The sequence below is a fragment of the Mesorhizobium sp. M8A.F.Ca.ET.202.01.1.1 genome (assembly GCF_004791595.1).
In the GTDB taxonomy this organism is placed as follows: Bacteria; Pseudomonadota; Alphaproteobacteria; order Rhizobiales; family Rhizobiaceae; genus Mesorhizobium.
On sequence record NZ_SRUN01000009.1, the window covers coordinates 103,757 to 126,097 of the forward strand.

18 protein-coding genes and 1 pseudogene (1 of these 19 running past the window's edge) are annotated in these 22,341 nt (G+C 63.9%); 5 read left to right on the forward strand and 14 right to left on the reverse strand.

Features of this window, described 5'->3' with window-relative positions:
* Positions 1–1,272: the 3' portion of a M23 family metallopeptidase gene (locus EN845_RS20010; RefSeq protein WP_167531484.1), read on the forward strand. 705 nt of this gene lie to the left of the window's left edge; the window shows 1,272 of its 1,977 coding nt (coding positions 706–1,977); the start codon falls outside the window, past its left edge; its stop codon occupies positions 1,270–1,272.
* A gap of 3 nt (positions 1,273–1,275) precedes the next feature.
* Here the strand turns inward: EN845_RS20010 and EN845_RS20015 are convergent, their stop codons facing one another.
* On the reverse strand, positions 1,276–2,841 hold the full coding sequence (locus EN845_RS20015; RefSeq protein WP_127872298.1) for an MFS transporter: 1,566 nt from the start codon (positions 2,839–2,841) through the stop codon (positions 1,276–1,278).
* Between the two features lie 152 nt (positions 2,842–2,993).
* On the opposite strand from EN845_RS20015, the gene EN845_RS20020 reads away from it, so the two are divergent.
* Positions 2,994–3,626, forward strand: coding sequence for a TMEM175 family protein (locus EN845_RS20020; protein ID WP_127872297.1), 633 nt, complete (start codon positions 2,994–2,996; stop codon positions 3,624–3,626).
* Here the strand turns inward: EN845_RS20020 and EN845_RS20025 are convergent.
* The 8 genes from EN845_RS20025 to EN845_RS20060 form a co-directional block, all read right to left on the reverse strand.
* Positions 3,600–5,120 (reverse strand): L,D-transpeptidase family protein, encoded by a 1,521-nt coding sequence (locus EN845_RS20025; RefSeq protein ID WP_127872296.1) that lies wholly within the window; start codon positions 5,118–5,120, stop codon positions 3,600–3,602. The genes EN845_RS20020 and EN845_RS20025 overlap by 27 nt on opposite strands.
* Before the next feature lie 151 nt (positions 5,121–5,271).
* Positions 5,272–5,637, reverse strand: coding sequence for an MmcQ/YjbR family DNA-binding protein (locus EN845_RS20030; RefSeq protein ID WP_127872295.1), 366 nt, complete (start codon positions 5,635–5,637; stop codon positions 5,272–5,274).
* Positions 5,638–5,694: 57 nt separating this feature from the next.
* Positions 5,695–8,301, reverse strand: coding sequence for an ATP-dependent chaperone ClpB (clpB, locus tag EN845_RS20035; RefSeq protein WP_127872294.1), 2,607 nt, complete (start codon positions 8,299–8,301; stop codon positions 5,695–5,697).
* Positions 8,302–8,521: 220 nt separating this feature from the next.
* Positions 8,522–9,517, reverse strand: coding sequence for a DUF4167 domain-containing protein (locus tag EN845_RS20040; protein ID WP_127872293.1), 996 nt, complete (start codon positions 9,515–9,517; stop codon positions 8,522–8,524).
* 302 nt (positions 9,518–9,819) lie between these two features.
* Complete coding sequence (prmC, locus tag EN845_RS20045; protein WP_127872292.1) at positions 9,820–10,698, reverse strand: peptide chain release factor N(5)-glutamine methyltransferase; 879 nt, start codon at positions 10,696–10,698, stop codon at positions 9,820–9,822.
* Positions 10,691–11,770: a peptide chain release factor 1 gene (prfA, locus tag EN845_RS20050; RefSeq protein WP_127872291.1), complete on the reverse strand. Its 1,080-nt coding sequence runs from the start codon at positions 11,768–11,770 to the stop codon at positions 10,691–10,693. Before prfA ends, prmC begins: the two co-directional genes overlap by 8 nt.
* Positions 11,771–11,780: 10 nt before the next feature.
* Positions 11,781–14,051, reverse strand: a complete 2,271-nt coding sequence (gene ptsP / locus EN845_RS20055) for a phosphoenolpyruvate--protein phosphotransferase (protein ID WP_127872290.1) — start codon at positions 14,049–14,051, stop codon at positions 11,781–11,783.
* Positions 14,052–14,132: 81 nt separating this feature from the next.
* Positions 14,133–15,386: an aspartate kinase gene (locus EN845_RS20060; RefSeq protein ID WP_127278445.1), complete on the reverse strand. Its 1,254-nt coding sequence runs from the start codon at positions 15,384–15,386 to the stop codon at positions 14,133–14,135.
* Between the two features lie 242 nt (positions 15,387–15,628).
* Between EN845_RS20060 and EN845_RS20065 the strand changes: the two genes are divergently transcribed.
* Positions 15,629–17,467 (forward strand): CHASE3 domain-containing protein, encoded by a 1,839-nt coding sequence (locus EN845_RS20065; RefSeq protein WP_127872358.1) that lies wholly within the window; start codon positions 15,629–15,631, stop codon positions 17,465–17,467.
* Positions 17,468–17,568: 101 nt separating this feature from the next.
* Positions 17,569–18,318, forward strand: coding sequence for a bifunctional 2-polyprenyl-6-hydroxyphenol methylase/3-demethylubiquinol 3-O-methyltransferase UbiG (ubiG, locus tag EN845_RS20070; RefSeq protein ID WP_127278446.1), 750 nt, complete (start codon positions 17,569–17,571; stop codon positions 18,316–18,318).
* A gap of 69 nt (positions 18,319–18,387) precedes the next feature.
* Here ubiG and EN845_RS20075 read toward each other — a convergent pair whose 3' ends face one another.
* Positions 18,388–19,302, reverse strand: coding sequence for a DMT family transporter (locus tag EN845_RS20075; protein WP_127872289.1), 915 nt, complete (start codon positions 19,300–19,302; stop codon positions 18,388–18,390).
* 96 nt (positions 19,303–19,398) lie between these two features.
* Between EN845_RS20075 and EN845_RS20080 the strand changes: the two genes are divergently transcribed.
* A complete protein-coding gene (locus EN845_RS20080) occupies positions 19,399–19,884 on the forward strand; it encodes a MarR family transcriptional regulator (protein WP_127872288.1) in 486 nt (161 codons plus the stop codon).
* A gap of 4 nt (positions 19,885–19,888) precedes the next feature.
* Here the strand turns inward: EN845_RS20080 and EN845_RS20085 are convergent, their stop codons facing one another.
* The 4 genes and pseudogenes from EN845_RS20085 to EN845_RS20100 all read right to left on the reverse strand — a co-directional run bounded on the left by EN845_RS20085 (position 19,889) and on the right by EN845_RS20100 (position 22,295).
* Entirely contained in the window at positions 19,889–20,314 is a 426-nt protein-coding gene (locus tag EN845_RS20085) for a DUF1178 family protein (RefSeq protein WP_127280367.1), read from the reverse strand.
* Positions 20,311–21,177, reverse strand: coding sequence for a carbon-nitrogen hydrolase family protein (locus EN845_RS20090; protein ID WP_127872287.1), 867 nt, complete (start codon positions 21,175–21,177; stop codon positions 20,311–20,313). Before EN845_RS20090 ends, EN845_RS20085 begins: the two co-directional genes overlap by 4 nt.
* A gap of 9 nt (positions 21,178–21,186) precedes the next feature.
* Positions 21,187–21,456, reverse strand: coding sequence for a glutaredoxin 3 (gene grxC, locus EN845_RS20095; protein WP_127280365.1), 270 nt, complete (start codon positions 21,454–21,456; stop codon positions 21,187–21,189).
* A 25-nt stretch (positions 21,457–21,481) separates the two neighbouring features.
* A pseudogene (locus EN845_RS20100) lies at positions 21,482–22,295 on the reverse strand (ComF family protein).
* Between the last annotated feature and the right edge of the window lie 46 nt (positions 22,296–22,341).

Genomic DNA, 22,341 nt, shown 5'->3' on the forward strand with positions numbered 1-22,341 from the left:
CGCTTCGGCGATGCCTTTGCCGAAAGCATGGCCGGCTCCTACGACGTCAAGATCGTCCCCGAAAACGTCTCCGTGGCGCCGCGCGCCAACGCTGACGACCAGGCGCCGGCTTTCGCCGAAGAAATCATCCCTTTCACCAAAGACACGGACCTCACCGAGGCCTTTGCCGATTCGGGCTACACGGGCGACGATGCCACCGGCATGGCCGAAGCGATTGCCAAGCTGCTCAACGCCCCGGCGCTCAAGGCCGGAACCGTGTTGCGCGTCGGTCTCGAGGTCCATGGCGACGCCGCCAAGGTGGTTCGCACCAGCGTCTACGACAAGGCCACGCACATCGTCACCATCGCGCTCGACGATCGCGGTCAGTATGTGCCCGCGCAGGAGCCGGAACCCAATCCCGAATTGCTGACGGCGTTCGATGACTCGTCGGCTCCGGTGGTGGTGCGCGGCAACCTGCCGAACATTTATGACGGCATCTATCGGACCGCCTACTCCTACGGCATGTCCAAGGCGATGACTCAGCGGCTGATCAAGCTGCTTGCGTCCGATGTCGACTTCCAGTCGCGGCTCAATCCCGCCGATCGCCTCGAAGTGCTGTTCTCGCAGCCCGATGGAGATGACCAGACCTCCGACAATTCCGAGCTCCTCTATGTCTCGGCGACGTTCGGCGGAACGACACGCAATTTCTACCGTTTTCAAATGCAGGACGGCAGCACGGATTATTTCGACGAGAATGGCAGCAGCGCCCAGCAGTTCCTGCTGCGCAACCCACTGCCCAACGGCAGATTTACCTCCGGATTTGGCGCTCGCAAGCACCCGATCCTTGGCTATGTCCGCATGCACACCGGCACGGACTGGGCAGCGCCCATCGGAACGCCGATCATCGCAGCGGGCAATGGCGTCATCGAGAAGGCCGGCTGGGCCGGCGGCTATGGCAAGCAGATCATCATCCGCCACGCCAATGGCTACGAGACCTCCTACAATCACCAGAGCGCCTTCGCCAAAGGCATCGCCGAGGGCGTGCGCGTCCGCCAGGGCCAGGTTATCGGCTATCTCGGTCAGACTGGCCTGTCCACCGGACCGCATCTTCACTACGAGTTGATCGTCAACGGCACCAAAGTCGATTCAATGCGTGTGCGCTTGCCGGTCGGCAAGGTGCTGAAGGGCGACGACCTCGTCGCCTTCAAGCGCGAGCGTGAACGCATCGACGATCTCCTGAAGCAGGAAGACGGCAACTCGCTGAAGGTCGCCAGCGCCAAGATCGAAGGCTGAGTCTCAGCCTTTGTGCTGCCGAGGTTCGGCGCGCCGCGGCCACGGCAGCGCCTCGCCGGAAATCGTCATCCACGCAATGACAGCGGAAAGCAGGCATAGCAGCGCGGTTACCGAGGAGACGGCGGAAAAAGCGGCGTCGCTGGCGGCGATTCTTGCCGCATCGAGTGCCGGCGAAAGTCCCGTTGGCGGCGGTTCGCCGAAGCCAGGCAGGCCGGGCCCGGCGTTTCCCTCCAGGGCATTGGCGTAGATCCAGGCAGCGAGCGACCCCATCGCCGCCACCGCGATCAGACCGCCGATGCGCGAGACGGCGTTGTTGATGCCGGAAGCCGCGCCGGTGTCCTTGTCTTCCACCGCCGTCATGATCGCGGTCGACAATGGCGACACGACCAACGCCATGCCGAGTCCCATCAGCGCCATCAACGGGAAGATGCCAGTCCAGAAACGGTGAAAGCCGGCATGGGTGAGCAAGGCCAGCCCGGCGAAGGCAATCGCCACGATCAGACTGCCGCAGGCAATTGGAAGACGTGGCCCGATCCGGTCCGACAGCTTGCCGACGGGTCCTGACAAAAGCGCGATCGCTGCGGACAGCGGCAGGAAGATGAAGCCGACCTCGGCCGTGCTCAGCCCCCAACCGGCTATCAGCAGCATCGGCAGGTAAAAAAGATTGGCCGACAGCGCGAAATAGAGGAAGAACGTCGCGACATTGGCCCCGGCGAAAGCACCGATGCCAAACAGGCTGAGGTCGATCATCGGCTCGCGCTGCCGCCGCTCGAACAGGATGAAGACCACAAGCAGCACGGCGCCGGCGGCAATCGTTGGACCGGCCATGCGGCTCTCGCCGCTGGCGCTCATCGAAGTCAGCCCATAAGCGAGCGCTCCGAAGGCCAGCGTCGCAAGCGCACCACCGGCAAGGTCAAGGCTGCGTTTCTGCGTCGGCGCATCGGCCGGAATCTTGGCGAGCAGCAGATAGATCGAGATCAGGCCGAGTGGCAGGTTGACGGCAAAGATCGCCCGCCAGATGCCATCGCCGAAAGCCGACAGCACCAGGCCGCCGAGCACCGGGCCGAGAGCGGTGGTCAGCGCCGAGGCCGCCGCCCAGATGCCGATCGCGCGACCGCGTTCCTTCTTCGGATAAGCCTTGGCGATGATGGCGAGACTGCCCGGCACCATGATCGCGGCGCCAATCCCCTGGAGAGCGCGAAACGCGATCAGCACGACAGCGTTCGGCGCCAGCGCACAGGCAAGCGAGGCCGCGACGAACAGCGCAATGCCGGCCACGAAAGCACGGCGGAGCCCGAACCGGTCGCCTGCAGCACCGCCGGCGAGGATCAGCGCCGAGAGCGTCAGCGCATAGGCATTGGAGATCCACTGCGCCTCGGCAAGGCTGGCGCCGAGGTTGACGCGGATCGCCGGCATGGCGATCGCCAGGATCGACCCGTCGATGAAGCCGAGCGCCGAGGCCAGGATCGCCGCGACCAGCACATAACGCCGCTGCGATTGCGGGCAGAACGTGCCATTCGCGACCGGAGCGGTCAGCGGAACGGCGGCGGCTTCATTGGGTGAATGCATGCCACCTGATTAGACCGGCGGCGCACCGGCAACAACCAGCCAGAGACTGGTTGCCCTTGAAACCAGCCCTATTACCAGGGATCGCATCTGCCCCGATGCAAACCGCGGCAGTCATGCTAGGTTTTCTCCAGAGCCGGGGGCAGGAGAATTCGATGAAGCGTCCACTCGAAGCCTCCGTTGAGGGGCGCGGCCGTATCGTCGGTATCACCGATGGCGTATTCGCCATCGCGCTTACCCTGATCGTGCTCGAGATCAGGGTGCCGGTGCATGAGGCGATTCATTCCGAACACGATCTGCTTGTCACCATCGCCGCACTGGCGCCCCGCTTTCTGACCTATGCCTTAAGCTTCCTGACCCTGACCATCTTCTGGTTCGGCCAGCAGGCGCAGCATGGTTTGATCGCCAAATCCGACAGGCGGCTGGCCACGCTGAACCTGTGCTTTCTCGCCTTCATCGCGCTCTTGCCGTTCTCGACCGACTTGCTGGCTGATTTCCTCGAATTCAAGACCGCGGTGCTGGTCTACTGGGTCAACCTGCTGATGCTCGGCGTCACGCTGTTCGCCAGCTGGCGCTACGCGGATAAGAACGGCTTTGTCGCGGAAGATGTTGACGCGCAGACGAGGCGCACGGTCTATCTGCGCATCGTCAAGGCCCAGATCCTGTGGGCGGTCGGCGGCGCACTCTGCCTGATCAGCCCGCTGCTAAGCGTCGGCTTCATTCTGGTCGTGCAGTTGATCTATGCCGCGGCGCCACGCGGCTCATTGCTGCGCAACGTCATCGGCTGAAGGTCCGCCAAGGAATTCCACGGTAACGCCTGGCGACACCAGCTTGGCGAGCTCGCGCGCGTCCCAGTTCGTCAGGCGCACGCAGCCATGGCTTTCGGTCTTGCCTATCTTCGACGGCTCGGGCGTTCCGTGGATGCCGTAGGTCGGTTTGTCCAAGGCGATCCAGACCGACCCGACAGGTCCGTTGGGGCCTGGCGGAACGGTAAGAATCTTGTCGTTCTCGCCTTGCTTGAAATTGATGTTCGGATTGTAGGTGTAGTTCGGGTCGAGCGCGATGCGCGACACGGCGTGGATGCCGGTGGGCGACGGCGTGTCCGCCGAGCCGATGGTGGCCGGATAGGCTGCTACCAGCTTGCCGCCACCATCGTAGGCGTACACCTCTTTCTTGGTCTTGTCGGCGACGATGCGCACGACCGGCGTAGACACCAGCTTGCCGAAATTGGCGACCTTGATGATCGTGCCGGGGCGGTTGAAGTCGAGGCCCTTGTTGATCGACTTCAGATAGTTCTCGTCCATGTGGAAGCGCTCCGCCAGCGCCTCGGTGACAGAGGTGTAGCACATGCAGTTGAGCTGCGCCTTCTGACTGTAGTCTTCCGGGATGGAGGCGACATACGGCCCGGCTGCGTCCTCCGCCGTGATGGTGTAGTTGGCGAAGGCATCGCCGCCGGATTGCGAGAGTGCTGACTGGATGCCGACCGCATCGGTCGATTTGAGGTTGCTGCCGTTGATCTCGTTGTAGGCGGCGAGCGCCTTGTCGACATTCGAGCCGAAGCGCCCGTCGATGACGCCAGGCGAAGCACCGCCACGGTCGAGCAGCACCTGCAGCGCTGCCACATCCTGGCGTGCGCCCAGCGAAAGCGACGGGTCGACCGACGTCTTGCTGCCAGCGTTTGGCGGCAATGCCGCCTGGTCGGAGGGCGCCTGTTCCGTCGGATCTGCCGGCTGGAGAGGGTCTATCGACGCCTCGTTCAGCGGTTGGCGCTTGATGGTGCCCGGCTCTGCCGGCTGCGGCGCATCGGGATAATTGTTATCGTAATTGCCTTCGTCCTGCGGTGCCGGCGGATAGGCATCGACTGAATTGCTTCCGTCAGGGTCGTATTCGTCGGCTGGTGGCGGGATGACCCGGCCCTCTTCTTCCAGTTGCTTGCGGCGGAAGCGTGCCATGTCCTGGGGATCGTCGAGATAGTAGCGATCATCGTCGGCGGGGGCACGGCCGAGTTCTCGCATCCGCGTCTCGCGGCGCAGCGCCCGCCGGTCGAGCCTGGTCTGCGGCGGCTGGATGGCTATCACCTTGCCTGTATCCGCATCGACGATGACGCGGTTGCCCCTGGCATCGTAATAAATGTCGAGATTGCCGTCCTGGGCGAACAGCATGCCGCCACTCTCGGCCGCGCGGACAGGCTGGGCCGCGCCGTCATGCGTCGGCGCCGCGAACGCGTTGGAAAACACCAGTCCCGCAACAAGCGCCGAAAGGGTGAAGATAGTGCGCAGCATAGTGGCGAAACTCTCCGGTCCGTATGTGCCGCCGCCCGGCATTGTGCAATTCGGCGAAACCCCTTCGCCAGCAAACCAGTTACCCACCATATGGTTCCATCATGAACCGGGCATGAAGATGGCGGTCTTCCGGCGCCTCGAGGAATATTAGCTAGCCCACGCCAAGCCCCAATTCCTTGCGCGCCTGCTTCGTCAGCTTCAGGGTAACCAGGCGATGACTGTCGCGCAAATAGTCCTTCAGCGCACCATCATCCATGCTCTGGCTTGTCTGACGCTGGATCCACTTCATGCCGCGGGAGGCCAGATAGGGCGCGGGGCGCAGGCCCGGCTGCTCCTTGAGCACGTCATAGGCAATATCGGAGCATTTGAAGGTGACGGAAAGCTGCTCACCCTGATCCCAGCCACCGATCGCAAACACCTTGGTCCCGACCTTCCAGACATGGGCGCCGCCCCATTGCACCACGTGGCTCGTTGCCGGCAGCGAGCCGCAGAAGCCGTTGTAGTCGTCCAGCGTCATCCGCGCTCCCCGTGATATGAAAACGCCGCGCGCCCATACTGGACACGCGGCGTTGGATCAGGCCGCCGCCTCCGCGGCGACGATCGTCGGCCTGGAGCGGAAATTCAGCCGGTCGGAACCGGCCGTAACCTTGACCGTCGAGCCATCGAGAATCTCGCCAAGCAGGATCTTTTCCGCCAGCGGATCCTGCAGCTCCTTCTGCATCACGCGCTTCAGCGGCCTGGCACCATAAGCGGGGTCGTAACCCTTGGCCGCCAGCCACTCGATCGCCTCGGGATCCAGCGACAGCGTGATCTTGCGATCGGTCAGCAGGCTCTCCAGCCGCTTGAGCTGGATTTCGACGATGCGGTCCATGTCCTTGCGGCGCAGCCGGTGGAACAGGATCACCTCGTCGACACGATTGAGGAACTCCGGCCGGAACGATGCCCTGACCACGCCCATCACCTCGTCCCGTACGGCATCGACATCCTGGTCCTCGCCGAGATTGACCAGATATTCGGCACCGAGATTCGACGTCATGATGATCAGCGTGTTGCGGAAATCGACGGTGCGCCCCTGCCCGTCGGTGAGCCGACCGTCATCGAGCACCTGCAGCAGAACATTGAACACATCCGGATGCGCCTTCTCGATCTCGTCGAACAGCACGACCTGGTAGGGCCGGCGCCGCACCGCTTCGGTCAGCGCGCCGCCTTCCTCATAACCGACATAGCCGGGAGGCGCGCCGATCAGCCGGGCAACGGAGTGCTTCTCCATGTATTCGGACATGTCGAGGCGCACCAGCGCCGTTTCATCGTCGAACAGGAAGTTGGCCAAAGCCTTGGTGAGTTCCGTCTTGCCGACGCCGGTCGGGCCAAGGAACATGAACGAGCCGATCGGCCGGTTCGGATCCTGCAGGCCTGCGCGCGCGCGCCGCACCGCCTTGGAAACGGCTTGCACCGCCTCGCCCTGGCCGACAACACGCTTGCCGATCTCGTCTTCCATGCGCAACAGCTTGTCGCGCTCGCCCTGGAGCATCTTGTCGACCGGAATTCCGGTCCAGCGCGACACGATATGGGCGACATGGTCGGGCGTGACCACTTCCTCGACCATGCCGGCCTTGCCGTCCTGGGCTTCGGCCTCCTTCAGCTTCTTTTCCAATTCGGGAATCTTGCCATAGGCAAGCTCCCCGGCGCGCTGGAACTCACCCTTGCGCTGGGCAATGGCAAGGTCGTTGCGCGCCTCGTCGAGCTGCTTCTTCAGGTCGGCGGCAAGCCCAAGCTTCTGCTTCTCGGCCTGCCATTTCGAAGTAATCTCGGTCGATTCCTCCTCGAGGCCGACAAGTTCCTTTTCCAGGCGGGCGAGCCGGTCCTTCGAGGCTTCGTCCGTCTCGACCTTCAGCGCCTCGCGCTCGATCTTCAGCTGCATGATGCGGCGGTCGATCTCATCCAGTGCCTCAGGCTTGGAATCGACCTGCATCCTGAGCCGCGAGGCGGCTTCGTCGACCAGGTCGATCGCCTTGTCCGGCAGGAAGCGGTCGGCGATGTAGCGATTTGACAGCGTCGCCGCCGCCACCAGCGCCGAATCGGAGATACGCACCTTGTGGTGCTGCTCGTATTTCTCCTTCAGGCCGCGCAGGATCGAGACCGTGTCCTCCACCGTCGGCTCGTCGACGAAAACGGGCTGGAAACGGCGGGCAAGGGCGGGATCCTTTTCGACATGCTTGCGGTATTCATCGAGCGTGGTCGCGCCGACGCAGTGCAGTTCGCCGCGCGCCAGCGCCGGCTTCAGCAGATTCGACGCATCCATGGCGCCATCGGCCTTGCCGGCGCCGACCAGCGTGTGCATCTCGTCGATGAACAGGATGATATTGCCGCTGGCCGAGGTGACTTCGGAAAGCACGGCCTTCAGCCGCTCCTCGAACTCGCCGCGATATTTGGCGCCGGCAATCAGCGCGCCCATGTCGAGCGCCATCAACTGCTTGTCCTTCAGCGATTCCGGCACGTCGCCATTGACGATGCGCAGCGCCAGGCCTTCGGCGATCGCCGTCTTGCCGACGCCCGGTTCGCCGATCAGCACCGGGTTGTTCTTGGTGCGGCGCGACAGCACCTGGATGGTGCGGCGGATCTCGTCGTCGCGGCCGATGACCGGATCGAGCTTGCCCGCGCGTGCGTCGGCGGTCAGATCACGCGCGTACTTCTTCAGCGCGTCATAGCCCTGTTCGGCACTCGCCGAATCGGCGGTGCGGCCCTTGCGGACGTCGTTGATGACCTGGTTCAGCGCCTGCGCGGTGACGCCGGCCTTGGCCAGGATTTCGGCCGTCTTTGCCGATTTCTCCATGGTAAGCGCCTGCAGCAGCCGTTCGACGGTGACAAAACTGTCGCCGGCCTTCTTGGCCAGGTCCTCGGCGGTCGAGAACACCTTGGCCAGCGGCTGAGCCAGATAGAGCTGGCCATTGCCACCCTCCACCTTGGGCATCGCTTCGAGCGCCGTCTCGACACCGAGCTTGACGTCGCGGACATTGCCGCCGGCGCGCTCGATCAGCGACGCGGCCAGGCCCTCGTCATCGTCGACGAGGACCTTCAGAATATGTTCGGGGGTGAATTGCTGATGGTTGCGGGAGAGCGCCATGGTCTGCGCGGACTGGATAAAGCCGCGCACGCGCTCTGAGTATTTCTCAAGGTTCATATCTGTCTCCTTCCATCACCGGCCCGCTTTGCAGCACCGGATCAGATTGCGGTGACGGACCCGCCCATTCGAGCCGGATCCCGTTCAGCCGAGATATGGTGCATGGGGCATGCTGTCTCAAGACGCATTGATGTCTGTCAATCGACAATATTCCACGTCAGCCCAAACGAAAACGGCGGGGATTTCTCCCCGCCGTTCAATGTCTTGCGGTGCCGTTCGATCAGTTGCCGATGTCGGCGATCACGGGTTCGGCGCTGCCGCCGTCGCCTGGAGCCGCGGCCGTCTCGCCCGCATCCGCATTGTCGCTGCCACCCTCGACCTGGTCGGGATTGGTGCGCGGACGGCGCGGACGCCGTGGGCGGCGAGCAGCACCGCTCTCGGCGGCCGCCTCGTTGAGTTCGGCTTGAGCGGCCAGGCCTGCCGGTGAAAAATTCTCGAACCGTGGAGCCGGCTCGGCTGCCGCCACGGTCTCGGACGGCGAAGCGGGCTCTGCCTGCACTTCAGTCTGTCCCGAGGCCTCGTTGCGCTGCTGCTGGCCGCCTTGTTCGGCCGAAGCATAGTCGCGCTGACCGTTCTGGCCGTAGCCGCCGTTAGGGCGACGATCGCGATGGCGCCCGCCATTGTTGTTGTCGCGGCCGCTGTTGTTACGCCCGCCATTGTCGCGCCCGCTATTGTCACGATTGTCGCGACCGTCCCGGTTTAGCGCAACCTCAGCCGGCATGCCCTCGATCACCGGCTGCGGGCCAGCGCCGTGGTTGACCACGGGAACCTGTGGATCGGAACCAGCATTGCCGGTGCTAATGGACGCCCCACTGTTGCCAGCCCCACTGTTGCCGGCCCCGCTGTTGCCAGCATTGTCGAACTCGTCGCGATCCTCATCGCCGTCCTCGTCGAACTCGTCGCGGTTCTGCTGGACGTTCTGGATCGGCATCTGCGCCTGCGCGGCGGCGATGATGCGGTTGTAGTGTTCGGCGTGCTGGAGATAGTTTTCCGCCATCACCCGGTCGCCGGAGCTTTGCGCATCGCGGGCCAAGGTGGCGTATTTTTCGGCGATCTGCTGAGCCGATCCACGGATCTTCACGTCCGGGCCGTTGCTCTCGTAGTTGCGCGTCAGGGGATTTGGTCCCTTGCGGTTGTTGTTATTGTTATTGTTATTGCCGCCGCCGCCATTGTTGTTGCGACCGCGCATGCGCCTGTTCTGCTGTTGTGGCCTCATTAGACTCTCTTCATAGTGAAATTTTCGAAAAACTCTTCACGAACGGAGGCGCTCATGCAGCCAGCCGTTTCGTTTCTTCACCGGCGTTCGCCCGCATCGATTGCGTTGGCGCCACGTGCCATCCTGTTCCGGTTACATCACTTGCCGGACGATTCCCGCACGAAGCTTGGGCGTCGTTTGCGCAAGAAGGCAGCTATTTCCAAGGAAACCGAATCGCTAAGAGCACTGCCTGCTTCGTCTCATCCGGTAAGGCGACCCTAGCTGCATTCCCCGGCATTGCCAAGCGGTTTTTTCGCACTGCGTCAAGGTGTTGCCCGTTGAAAAACAAGAACCCTGTCGTTTCCGCCGAGATCGCCAAACACCTCGCCGCCCGCGTAACCGGCCGCGCCAAATATATCGTTGACCTCGTTGCTTTGCGTGTGGCCGATCTCGACCGCAATCCTGCCTTCGGCTTCCAGAAACCTTGCCGCCTCGGCGGCGATGATCCTGTAGGGGTTCAACCCATCCACGCCGCCATCCAAGGCCAGGCGCGGGTCGAAATCGCGGACTTCGTCCTGCAGATTTCCAATGTCTTGCGAAGGTATATAGGGAGGGTTTGCGGCAATTACATGGTATCGGCCGGAAACTTTTTCGAACCAGTTCGACTGAACCGTCGTGAACCGGCCGCCGAGCCCGAATTGCCCGGCATTGCGGGCCGCCATTGCCAGCGCGCCGGCGGAAATGTCCACGCCGGTGGCGGTCGCGGCAGGCACGACGCTCAGCAGCGCCAGGGCGATGGCACCCGTGCCCGTGCCGAGGTCGAGGATGTGGCATACCCCCTCGCGTGCGGCCACCGCCTTGACGAAGGGCAGCACCGCCTCGACCAGTGTTTCGGTGTCCGGCCGCGGTTCCAGCGTCTCCGGTGACAGCATCAGGCGCAAACCGTAGAATTCGCGATAGCCCAGGATGCGATGCACCGGCTCGCCACCGGCTCGCCGTCTCAGAGCGTCATCGATCGCGGCGATGGCGTTTGCTTCGATCATGCGTTCGGGGTCGGCGATGGCCTGCGTACGCGTCGTGCCGGAATAGTGCTCGACGATCAGCCGCGCATCGAGCGCGGGATCGTCGACACCGGCCGCGGCAAGCCTGGCCCGCGCTTTCCGCAGCAGCGGCCCCAGCGCCTCGGGCGGATGCTCAGCCATCGAGGCCGATATCGGCCAGCAGCTTCGACTGGTGATCGGCGATCAGCGCGTCGACGACTTCGTCGAGTTCACCCATCATCACCCGGTCGAGCTTGTAGAGCGTCAGGTTGATGCGGTGGTCGGTGACGCGGCCTTGCGGAAAATTGTAGGTGCGGATGCGCTCCGAGCGGTCGCCGGAGCCGACCTGCGACTTGCGCGATTCGGAACGCTCCTCGTCCGCCTTGCTGCGCTCCATGTCATAGAGCCGGGCCCGCAGGATCTGCATGGCCTTGGCCCGATTCTGGTGCTGCGACTTCTCCGCCTGCACCACCATGATACCGGTCGGCAGATGGGTGATGCGGACCGCCGAATCGGTAGTGTTGACGTGCTGGCCGCCGGAGCCCGAGGCACGCATCGTGTCGATGCGGATGTCCTCGGCTCTGATGTCGATATCGACCTCTTCCGCTTCCGGCAGCACGGCGACGGTGGCGGCGGACGTGTGGATGCGCCCGCTGGCCTCGGTTGCAGGCACACGCTGGACGCGATGCACCCCGGACTCGAATTTCAGATGGGCGAACACACCCTTGCCCGAGATCGTGGCGATGATTTCCTTGAAGCCGCCGGCATCGCCGTCGCTCGCCGATACCGTTTCGAACCGCCAGCCGCGTTCGGCGGCGTAGCGCTCATACATGCGAAACAGGTCGCCGGCGAAGAGCGCCGCCTCATCGCCACCGGTGCCGGCGCGGATTTCGAGGATGGCGTTCTTGTCGTCGGCGGCATCCCTGGGCAGAAGCAGGATCTGGATGTCCTTCTGCAGCGCCTCGATGCGATCTTCCACTCCAGGCAGATCGGCTTCGGCGAGCGCCCGCATCTCGGCGTCGGTGCCCTTGTCGGCGAGCATCGCTTCGAGGTCGGCCTGCTCCTGCTCGGCCGAGCGCAGTTCCCTGACCTTGGCCACCATGTCCTGTAACTCGGCATATTCGGATGCCATCTTAACATAGGCATCCGGCGTCGGTCCGGCCGACATCTGCGCCTCGAGCATCTCGAAACGCTTGACGACTTGATCCATACGATCGCGGGGCAAGTTGACCATGATGCGGGTGCTACAACGGGATCGAGCGGTCGTCGGCGAAGGCCTGCAGCAACGCCCGCATCGGCAGCCCTTGCGCCGGCGCCATCAGATTGTCGTCGAAGAAAGCCTTCAGCTCCTCCAGCGGCAGCTCCGTCAGCATCGCCTTGACCGGGCCGATCGAGGCTGGCGACATCGAGATCGAGCGGAAACCGAGGCCAATCAGCGCCATCGCCGAGATCGGCTTGCCGGCCAGTTCACCGCATAGGGTGACGGGCGTATGATTGCGCGCGCCGGCGTCGGCGATCTGCTTGAGCACCCGCAGGAACGGCGCCGACAGCGTATCGAAGCGGTTGGCCAGTTGCGTATTGCCGCGGTCGACCGCCATGACGAACTGGAACAGGTCGTTCGACCCGACCGAGACGAAGTCGACCGCCTTCATCAATTCGTCGAGCTGGAACAGAAGCGACGGCACTTCCAGCATGGCGCCCAGTTTGAGACTGGTCGGCAGATGGTGGGCGAAGCGTGAGAGATGCCGCACCTCGCGGTCGATGATTTCGCGCGCCTGGGCGATTTCGCCAAGCTCGGTCACCATCGGCAGCATCAACTTGAGTTCACGCCCGCCGCTGGCCTTGAGCAAGGCGCGGATCTGGGTGCGCAGCAAGCCTGGCCGGTCGAGCGTCAGGCGGATCGCGCGCCAGCCGAGCGCCGGATTCTCTTCCTGGATCGCGCCCTTGAAGTAGGGCAACACCTTGTCGCCACCGATGTCGATGGTGCGGAAGGTGACCGGCTTGCCGCGCGCCGCTTCGAGCACGTCGCGATAGAGTTTTTCCTGGGCTTCGGCGCGTGGAAAGGTCGAGGCGACCATGAATTGCAGTTCCGTGCGGAACAGGCCGATGCCGGCAGCGCCCGCCTCCGCCAATTGCGGGAGGTCGACGGCAAGCCCGGCATTCATCAGCAGATCGACCTGGACACCGTCCCTGGTCGTCGACGGCTTCTTGCGCAGTTCGCGGTAGACTTCCTGCCGGCGCGCCCGGAACCGTACTTTTTCGGCATAGGCGGCTTCAAGATCGGATTGCGGCCGCAGATGGATCGCACCCTCCTCGCCGTCGACGATGATGGCATCGCCGTTTTCCGCCATGGAAACGGCGCCCTTCATCTGGCCGGCAACGGGAATGCCCATGGCGCGCGCGACGATGACGACATGGCTGGTCGCCGCGCCATCCTCGAGCACCAGGCCACGCAGCTTGTCGCGGGGGTAATCAAGCAGTTCGGCGGCGCCCATCGAGCGGGCGACGATGATGGCGTCCTTCGGCAGCGAGGCCGCGACATCCTCGGGCCCGCGGCCCATCAGCTGGCGCAACAGCCGGTTGGCGAGATCGTCGAAATCGCTCATCCGCTCGCGCAGATAGGGATCGGTCATGTGCAGCATGCGGGCGCGCATGTCGCTCTGCACCTTTTCCACCGCCGCCTCCGCTGTCAGGCCATTGCGGATCGCCTCTTCCAGCCGCCGCACCCAGCCGCGGTCGTTGGCGAACATGCGGTAGGCTTCCAGCACCTGGCGATGCTCGCCCTCGAAGGCGACGTCACGGCGCTCCAGCATGTCGTCGATCGAGAGCCTGAGCGAACCGAGCGAGGCTTCGAGCCGGCGGACCTCTTCCTCGCTGTCCTCGTTGAACAGATTGGTGACGACGATGCGCGGCTCGTGCAGCACGACGTGACCAAGTCCGACGCCGTCGTTGAAGGACAGGCCGGTGAAGCTGACGGGCCGGCGCAGGTCGAGTTCGAGGCCCGGCCGGGTCAGCCGCGCCAGATCGCCCGTGGCGATCATCTCGGCGATGACCATGGCGGTGGTTTCCAGCGCCTCGACCTCGTCGTCGCGGTAGTGGCGCATGGTCTTGTTCTGGACAACCAGGACGCCGAGCGTACGCCCTGCCCTGAGCACCGGGACGCCGAGGAAGGAATTGTAGATCTCCTCCCCGGTCTCCGGCAGGTAGGCGAAGGCCGGATGTTCCTGTGCGTTGGACAGGTTGAGCGGCCTGGCACTCGCCGCGATCGTACCGACCAGGCCTTGTCCCAGCCGCAGTTGCGCCAGATGGACGGCGTTCGGGTTCAGACCTTCGGTGGCGTAGAGTTCGAGCACCGAATCGGCGCGCAGCACATAGAGCGAGCACACTTCGGCGACCATGTTGGAGGCGATGTCGCGCACGATGCGGTCAAGCCGCTCCTGCGGCTCCAGCGGCTCCTGCATGAGCTCGCGGAGCCGTTTCAGCAAAACGCGCGGGCCGCTGGCCTGGTCACGCATCGCGGCTTCTTCTCCAATGAAACACTTGCCGCCGCAGTTTCCGCCGCGGCCGGCATGCACGCAACAACTGATTCAGTCTTGCTACTGCTTATCGAGACCGTAGACGGAATGCAAAGTGCGAACCGCCAGTTCGGTATACGGACCGTCGATCAGTATCGAAATCTTGATCTCGGAGGTGGTGATGGCGCGGATGTTGATCGCCTTGTCGGCCAGCGCCTTGAAGGCGGTGGCGGCAACACCCGCATGGCTCCTCATGCCGATGCCGATGACCGAAACCTTCGACATGCCGGCTTCCGACTGCACGACATCGTAGCCGATCTCGGCCTTCAGCCGGTCGAGCACGGCCAGCGCCTTGTCGACGTCGCCCGACGGCACGGTGAAGGTCATGTCGGTCAGCTTGCCGTCCTCGGAGATGTTCTGGACGATCATGTCGACATTGATGTTGGCCTCGGCCAGCGGGCCGAAGATGCCGGCGGCGACGCCTGGCCGGTCGCCGACACGGCGCAGCGAAATCTGCGCCTCGTCCTTGGCGTAGGCAATTCCGGTGACGACCTGCTGTTCCACGATCTCTTCCTCGTCGCAAATGAGCGTTCCCGGAGGATTGAGCAAATCCCCCATTCCGGGCGCATCGGGATCGTCGAAGGACGACCGCACGAAGGTACGCACCCTGTGCACCATGGCAAGCTCGACCGAACGCACCTGTAGAACCTTGGCGCCGAGCGAGGCCATTTCAAGCATTTCCTCGAAGGAGATCTTGGCCAGCCGGCGCGCCTTCGGCTCGATGCGCGGGTCGGTGGTGTAGACCCCGTCGACGTCGGTGTAGATGTCGCAGCGGTCAGCCTTGACCGCTGCGGCGATCGCCACGGCGCTGGTGTCGGAGCCGCCGCGGCCAAGCGTTGCGATGCGGTTGTCCGGTCCGATGCCCTGGAACCCGGCGACGACCGCCACCTGCCCCTCGCCAAAGCGCTTGACCAGGAAGGCGCCGTCGATGTCGAGGATGCGCGCCGCGCCATGCGCGTTGTCGGTCTTGATCGGGATCTGCCAGCCCTGCCAGGAACGCGCATGCACGCCCATGTTCTGCAAGGTGATGGCAAGCAGGCCAGCCGTGACCTGTTCGCCGGAAGCGACGACCGCGTCATATTCGCGTGCGTCGTGCATCGGCGAGGCCTCGCGCGTCCAGCCGACCAGTTCATTGGTCTTGCCGGCCATCGCCGAAACCACCACCGCCACCTCGTGGCCGGCATCGACCTCGCGTTTGACGTGACGCGCCACGTTGCGGATGCGGGCGATGTCGGCGACGGAGGTTCCGCCGAATTTCATCACGATACGCGCCATGGAAGCGAAATGCCTTTGACTGGAGTGGCCCGGGGCCGAAAACGGAAGAAAAGCGCCCGGCTGCGCCGGCCGCTGGATGCGCGGCCTCCTTAGCCAAATGAGGAAGGTTTCGCAAGGCTGACGGCGGATTGCGCAACAATACGACATATTGCCTTCCAGGCCGGCGCCGCTTACCAAATGCTTGCCTGCGGGGAATTCCTTTTGGTTCGGCATAACAGATGATTGCTCGTCTTCGTCGCGCCATGCGATTGCAATCGCTCCCGATTGTCGCCGGCTTCGCCGTGCTGGCGCTGATCGTCGGCGCCCGTACCGTGCTCGTCGAGAGCCAGAGGGCCAATCGTGCCGCCGCGCGCGAGACAATCGAATATCAGGAGCAGCTTTCCGGGCTGCTTTCACTGGCGCAAGACGCCGAGAGTGGTCAGCGCGGCTACCTGCTCACCGGAGAAAAATCCTATCTGGAGCCTTACCGGAAGGCCGTCGAGGCAATTCCCGGACAACTGGCGCGGATCGAGAGCGCGGCCGCTCCCGACGATCGGATCGTCCAGCAGATCAGCCACATCAAGGAAGCGCTTTCGCAAGAGCAGGCTGAGCTGTCCCAGACGATAGCCCTCTATGATCGAGGCGATGCGGCAAAGGCCCTGCAACTGGTCCGCAGCGGCCAGGGCAAGGCCGCCATGGACGAAATCCGGGCCAGCATGGACACGATCCGGCGTATTGGCGCCGCCGCCGTGGCCGCGCGCGACGAGCATACCGATCGGGTCGAGGCCTGGTTGCGCATCGGCTCGCTGGCTGCGTTGCTGGCGATTTTCCTGCTTGGCGTCTACACCATCCGTCAATCCCGCCGCCGCTTCCGCGATGTGGTCGCCGTCCAGGAAGAGCTGATGCGCAAGAACATCGAGCTCGGCAACGAGATCCAGACGCGGGAAAAGGCCGAATCCCAGATACGCCAGATGCAGAAGATGGAAGCCGTCGGGCAGTTGACCGGTGGGATCGCTCACGACTTCAACAACATGCTGGCGGTCATCCTCAGCGCCATGAACCTTGCCCAGCGCAAGCTGAAACGGGGCGAACATGACATTGAAAAGCTTGTCGAGGCCGCGACGGACGCGGCCAGCCGTGCCGCCGATCTGACCTCCCGCTTGCTTGCCTTCTCCCGCCTGCAGCCTTTGGCGCCGCAGGTTGTCGACACCAACCGGCTGTTGACCGGCATGTCAGATCTTCTGCGCCGTTCCTTGGGCGAAGGCATCCGCATCGAAACCGTGCTGGCGGGCGGCCTGTGGAAAACCCATGCCGATCCTTCCCAACTTGAGAACGCGATCCTCAATCTGGCCGTCAATGCCCGCGATGCCATGGATAATGACGGCAAGCTGACCATCGAGACCGTCAACAGCCACCTCGACGAGGCCTATGCATCGACGCATGTCGAGGTCGCGCCTGGCCAATATGTGATGATTGGGGTAACCGACACCGGTGCGGGCATGTCGCCTGAGATTATCGCCAGGGCCTTCGAGCCCTTCTTCACGACCAAGCCGGCCAACAAGGGCACGGGACTTGGGCTGAGCCAGGTGTTCGGTTTCGTCAAACAGTCGGGCGGCCACGTCAAGATCTACTCCGAGCCCGGCGAAGGCACGACGATCAAGATCTATCTGCCCCGGTTTTTTGGACCAGAGGAGCCGGTAGCGCCCGCCGGGCACGGCAAGAGCGCCGCCAAGGTCACCGAGACGATCCTCGTCGTCGAGGACGATGCCCGCGTGCGGGCTGCCACGACCGAGGTCATGCGCGAACTCGGCTACACCGTCATCCATGCGGCAGGGGGACCGGAGGCCCTTCAGAAGCTCGCCGCGACACCCGGCATCGCCCTGCTTTTCACCGACATCGTCATGCCGGTGATGAATGGCCGCAAGCTCGCCGAGGAAGCGCTCGCGCGCCAGCCCGGGCTGAAAGTGGTCTTCACCACCGGCTTCACCAGGAACGCCGTGGTCCACAACGGCGTGCTCGACCATGACGTGCACTTCCTGGCCAAGCCGTTCACCATCGAGCAGCTGGCGGCCAAGCTGCGCGACGTGCTGGACTCGAAATAGGCTGGCCTTTGGTCGGCCAGTCACTTTGTCAGCATTGAAAATTGTTGCCTTGACATTCGATGCCTCACGCCCGACTTCGTAGCGTCCGAGGAGACCAACCTATGCCTGAGCCCCGACGATCGACGATCGATGCCGGAGAAGTGGAACGCTTTTCCGCCCTTGCCGCCGAATGGTGGAACCCGAACGGCAAGTTTCGTCCGCTGCACAAATTCAATCCGGTCCGGCTTTCCTATATCCGCGACCAGATCGCGGCGCGCTTCGGCCGCGACCCGCGTGCGGCGCGGCCGTTCGAGGGCCTGCGTATCCTCGACATTGGCTGCGGCGGTGGCCTTTTGTGCGAGCCGATGGCGCGGCTCGGCGCCGAGGTGATCGGAGCGGACGCCTCCGAAACAAACATCGAAGTGGCGAAACTGCATGCCGCCGAGGGCAATGTGAGCATCGACTATCGCGCCACGACGGCGGAAGATCTCGCCGAGGCCGGCGAAAAATTCGATGTCGTCCTCAACATGGAAGTGGTCGAACATGTCGCCGACATCGACCTGTTCGTCGCCAAATGCGGCGAGATGGTCAAGCCCGGCGGCATCATGTTCGTGGCCACCATCAACCGCACGCTGAAGGCGCTCGGCCTCGCCATCATCGGCGCCGAATATGTGTTGCGCTGGCTGCCGCGCGGCACTCATCAGTTCGGCAAGCTGGTGCGCCCGGAGGAGCTGGAAAAGGCGCTGGACGGCGCCGGCCTGACCATCATCGACCGCACCGGCGTCACCTACAATCCGCTTGCCGACCGCTGGGCGCGGTCGAAGGACATGGACGTCAACTATATGGTGCTGGCGGAAAAGGGATCGGTCTGATCAGCCAAATCCTCAGCCTCAGCCGCCGCCGATACCCACTGCCGGAGCCGGCGGCGGGGCTAAAGAAACTTAGGCGGCCTGGCTCTGCGCCCTCGTAGCGGTCTGGCTCTGCGCCTTGGTGGTGATGAACACGCCGGCGGTGATGATGACCGCGCCGACCCAGGTCAGCAGTTGATAGTGCTCGCCAAGGAAGATCGTACCGGCAAACAGCCCAACGGCCGCAGCGACATAGCCGATCTGGCTGAGATAGACCGGGCCGCCCACCGCCTGCAGCCGGAAGAAGAAAGCAAACATCGCCGATGCCGAGGCCATCTGTGCCACGACGATGAGCGGCACGGTGCCGAGCTGGGCGAAGGCCTTGCCTCCAAGCAAGGTCAGGATGCCGACGAGCAGCATCGCCGCGGACGCCAGATGGCTGCCGACCGCGAGTTCGATAGGACCGGTTCCTTCCGGCCAGTCGATGGTGCGATAGATGTTGCCGGCGGCAAGGCTGACGGGAATGAGCAGGCCCATGATGACCCAGAAGACATCGGCCGGCTGGCCGGCCTCGCCACGCGTCACCGCCACCATGACCGCGCCGACGAAACCGACGGCGATGCCTGATATGGCCAGCATGTTGGGCCGCCGCACGCCGAGCAGGATCGACAACACCAGCGTGACGACGGGCGACAGCGTGAACATGATGCCGGTGTAGCCGGCGCCCAGATGCGGTATGGCCGAGAACATCAAAAGGTTTGGCACGGCATAAGACACTGCGGCGGTGACGAAGAAATAGCGAAGCTTGTGCGCCGTGAGCCGGATGCGCTGGCCGCGCAGCAGCAATACGACGAGAAGCACGCCGCCGGCGCCGAGCGAGATGACGAAGGCCCAGACCATGGCCGGCACGCCGGCCGCCGTGGCGAGCTTGCCGAAAGGCAGCGTCAGGCCAAGCAGCCCCCCGGTGACGATCAGCAGGCCGAGCGCCGAATCCCAGAGAAGTTTCATGATCGATCCCTGTCCGCACGGCTCTTGGCCGGCATTGCATCTTGGGATAAGATAATGGAAAGATTCTTAACGTCAAGATACATTACGGTGAGATAGATGGACCGTGCAGGGAAAGCCATCGAGCAGTGGAAGCGGGAGCGGCCGGACCTAGACGTATCACCGATGGCCGTGATCGGGCGCTTGAATGAGGTCTCCTCGCTGATCGCCCGCGACCGCCTTGCGCCGCTCTTTGCCCGTTTCGGATTGCAGGCGGGAGAGTTCGATGTGCTGGCGACGCTGCGCCGCTCAGGCTCGCCTTACGCGCTGACGCCGACGGCGCTTTACGAGGCGACGATGGTGACCTCCGGGGCCATGACCAACAGACTGGATCGGCTCGAAACATCCGGCCTGATCCAGCGCGCGCCACACCCCAACGACCGGCGCGGCATCATCGTGCGGCTGAGCGACAAGGGCCTTGCGCTGATCGACGAGGCTGTCACCGCCCATGTGGCGAACGAGCATCAGATCCTGTCCGGCCTGACGCTGACCGAAAGAGAAACACTTTCGCGTCTGCTGGAAAAACTGATCAGCAGCGTGAGCTAAGTGCTCAGTTCCGGTCGTCCGGAAACACTGGAATCGGCATGAAATCGACGCCGTCCTCGGCAAGGCCCTTGGCCTCTTCCAGCGTCGCCTCGCCATAGATGCCGCGCGCATCGGTTTCGCCGAAGTGGATCTTTCGCGCTTCCTCGGCGAACTTGTCGCCGACATAGTCGGCGTTCTCGCGCACTTTCTCGGCCATCGCCTTCAGTTGCGCCAGCGCCTGCTTCTGCGCCTCGCCCATGGCAAGCGCTATGGTTTCCTGCTTGCGGGCCGTGGACACGGCGGGCGCCATCAGCGCTTTCTCGACCTTGTGCGAACCGCAGCTGGGGCAATCGACGAAGCCGCGCTTCTTCTGGGTGTCGAAATCGTCATTGCTGCGAAACCAGCCCTCGAACTCGTGCTCGTTTTCGCAGATCAGGGAAAAGCGGATCAAGAGGCGGCACCCCTGAGACGTGGCGCGTCAACCTCGCCGGCATTGATTGTGAAATCCCGCGCATTCTTCAAATTGGGGATCTTCTTGCGCGCCGCAAGCGATTGCGCCGGGTCGATCTCGGCGACGATCACCCCAGGCTCGTCATGCGCGGCTTCCGCGATGATGCGGCCCCAGGGATCGACGATCAGAGAATGCCCATAGGTCTCGCGGCCATCCTCGTGCAGGCCACCTTGCGCGGCGGCAACGACGAAGGCGCCGTTCTCGATGGCGCGTGCCCTGAGCAACACGTGCCAATGCGCCTCGCCGGTCTGGCGGGTGAAGGCGGCAGGCACGGAAAGCAGGTCGGCGCCGGCCATCGCCTCGGCGCGGAACAGTTGCGGAAAGCGCAGGTCGTAGCAGACGGCGAAGCCGAGCTTCGCGCCGCCGACCCCGGTGACGACGGCCTCCGTGCCAGGCTCGTAGGCGGCCGATTCACGCCAGCTCTCGCCATTGTCGAGATCGACGTCGAACATGTGGATCTTGTCGTAGCTGGCGAGCGTCACGCCATCGGGGCCGAACAGGAGCGCGCGGTTGGCGAGCTTGCCGTCGGCGCGCAGGATAGCGGTCGAGCCGATATGCAGGAACACGCCGAGTTCGCGCGCCAGCCCGCGCGCGGTCGCGACGATGATGTCCTTGTCTTCGGAGGTGAAGGAAGCGGCGCGCGCTTGCCTGTCGCGGATCAGCGCTCCGGTCATTTCCGGCGTCTGGATGTAGGTCGCACCTTGGGCCGCGGCCTCACGCACCAATCGTTCGAGATCGACCGCATTGCGCTCGGGGCTCTCGCCCGAACGCATCTGGATTGCCGCTGCCTTGAAAGCACCCATTGTCACACCTCAAATCGACGAGCCGTTGGCGAGCAGTTTGTCCAGTCGGCCCTCCGCCTCCAGATCATGGAGGTCGTCGCAGCCGCCGACATGCGTGTCGCCGATGAAAATCTGCGGAAAGGTCGTGCGGCCGTGAGCGCGCGACATCATTTCCTGGCGCAGCTCCGGCGAAAACGAGGCGTCGTGCTCGGTATAGGCGACACCCTTGCGCTCCAGCAGCCGCTTGGCCGCCGTGCAGTAGCCGCACATCATGCGCGTATAGATCGTGACATCGACCATGACGAATTCCGTTTCCGTTGCCGACTTATATAGTCGTGGACTCGTCCGCCCGGAAGTCCCCAGGCAACACGCGGGCAAAGGTCAGCACGTCGACGGCGGCAGCGCCTCCCTTTTTCAGCGCCTTGGTGGCGGCACGCACGGTGGCGCCGGTGGTGTAGACATCATCGATCAGAAGCACCCTGCGGCCTGCAATCTCAATCTCCGCCTCGGCGGGCACGCGAAAGGCGGCGCGCACGTTCTCCTCGCGCTCCTGCCGCTCCAGCCCGACCTGCTGGCGGGTGAGTTTGACACGACGCATGGCGGAAGGCGCGAAAGACAGCCCGCTGAGCTCGCAAACCGCGCGCGCCAGTTCCGCCGACTGGTTGAACCGCCGCCTGAAAAAACGGCGCCAATGCAGCGGCACAGGCACCACCACATCCGCGTCGGCGATAAGGTCGGCGCCCACGCGAACCATCCAGCGCGCCATCCAAGGGAGCGAGATCGGTGCGGTCCTGGTATTTCAGCCCTTGCACCATCTGGCGGGCCACGCCGGAATAGGCGACCGCTGCCCGCGCCCGTTCGAAGGGCGGCGGATCGGCGATCGCCTCCGCCGACAGAAAACCATCCCCCATGTGATGGGTGAACGGCGTGCCCATCACCGGGCACCAGGGCCGCTCCAACAGCCGCAGCTTCGGCCAGCAGGCGCCGCACAGCACACCGGGCTGCGAGACTTGCCGGCGGCAACCGGCGCAGACCGGCGGAAACAGGATGCGCGCCGGCCAGCCCAGAGCCGACCGGGCTGCCGACCCGGCCAGCTTCCTGATCTCGTCGGACTTGATCTTGGGCATCGGATCGGCCACGTGGTTGGTTTCTCGTCGCCCACCATACGAACCATATCAGGGCGCG